At 61.8% G+C, this 584-nt stretch carries 1 pseudogene; it reads right to left on the minus strand.

Features of this window, described 5'->3' with window-relative positions:
• Window positions 1-518, minus strand: a pseudogene (locus tag PHA81_RS20870) (IS1595 family transposase); the annotation flags it as partial.
• Between the last annotated feature and the right edge of the window lie 66 nt (window positions 519-584).

The following is a 584-nucleotide window of genomic DNA, read 5'->3' on the forward strand; positions in this document are numbered from 1 at the left end:
CCGCCGCGGGACAGTCCGTCCCGCGGTGGGTTCTGGCCTTTGAACCCCGAGCACACCCGCTGAGTTTCGTCCACCTGTGTCGGCCCAGCAATCGTGTGCTCGATGCGTTCCCAAACAGTCGGGAAACCGCGAGCGAACGCGGTTTCCACGTCGCTAATTGCCTCGAAGACGGTTTTGTAGGCGCGGTCAAGCAGCGGTGCGATTTGGTTGATGCTGAGGAGGGAATCAGCGTAAAGGACGAAGGCGACGAGGAACTCGCCGGGGGCGAGTTCCGAGTCATAGAAGGGTGTGCCGCGGGTGTAGGTGGTTTTCCAGTCACAGCGGCCACACCAGATACGGGCCGAACCATCGAGAGCGTGGAGGGCGTCGGCGTCACAGTTCGGGCAGGTACGGGTGGTCCAGATGGCTTTGAGTCGCCGCTCGACGATGGCGTCGAGCGGCTCCGGCCGAAACTCTATTGCTCCGAGGTCAACGAGTTGCTCAAGCATTCCGCCGAGAGCAGCGCGTTCATTGGTCATGTACGACTGCTGTCGGCGGGATGCCGTAATCTCCGTGACTCGGTTCCGCTACGCTACACAAGAGCG

Origin of the sequence: Halococcus sp. PRR34 (assembly GCF_028617175.1) — an archaeon.
Taxonomy (GTDB): domain Archaea; phylum Halobacteriota; class Halobacteria; order Halobacteriales; family Halococcaceae; genus Halococcus; species Halococcus salifodinae.